We start from the raw sequence: 582 nt of genomic DNA on the forward strand, positions 1-582 counted from the left end.
CCATCCAGCTTGGGCAGGCTGATCAGCAGCAACGTGTCTTCGGCAGGGCGTGCGCAGTATTCCATCAATGCCGCCGCGCCTTTGTCGCCGGGCTTGCCCGAAGGCAGGCGCAGTTCCAGCAGGCGTTTCTCGGCAAACAGCGACATGCTCGCCCCGGCTTGCAGCAGCGTCCCCCAGTCGAAACTGGCATCGGCGCTGAACACCTGGCGTTCATCGAAGCCCTGTTGACGGGCGGCCGTGCGGATCGCGTCCGCAGCTTCCTGGCAGAGCAACGGGTCATCACCGCTGACGATGTAGACGGGCGCGAGGCTGCCTTGCAGGTGCTTGGCGAGTTGGGCGGGGGCAAGTTTCATAGGCAGGGCGAGCGGGGCGCCAGGGGCGCCCCGTCTGGCTTACTCAGCTGGGACTTCGACAGGCGATTGTTTCGGCTGGCTGTTTTCATACTCTTGCGCCGCTTTCAGCGCATCGGCATCTGCCTTGGCCTTGTTATCTGCCGTTTGCTGCAGTTGATCCAGTTTTTCCGGGGTGATCAGCTGCAGGCGCAGAAGCATGCGCTGTACCAGCTCACGACGCATTTCCTTG

General features: G+C 62.9%; 2 protein-coding genes. Both read right to left on the reverse strand.

What is annotated here, in order from left to right; genetic code table 11:
* Positions 1 to 353, reverse strand: a 353-nt coding sequence (gene holA / locus AOG26_RS20330; RefSeq protein ID WP_082401767.1) for a DNA polymerase III subunit delta, incomplete at its 3' end; no start/stop codon positions are given.
* A 39-nt stretch (positions 354 to 392) separates the two neighbouring features.
* On the reverse strand, positions 393 to 582 hold a 190-nt coding region (locus AOG26_RS20335), incomplete at its 5' end, for a hypothetical protein (protein ID WP_235575525.1).

The organism is Pseudoalteromonas sp. UCD-33C (assembly GCF_001306895.1).
Classification (GTDB): Bacteria; Pseudomonadota; Gammaproteobacteria; order Enterobacterales; family Alteromonadaceae; genus Pseudoalteromonas.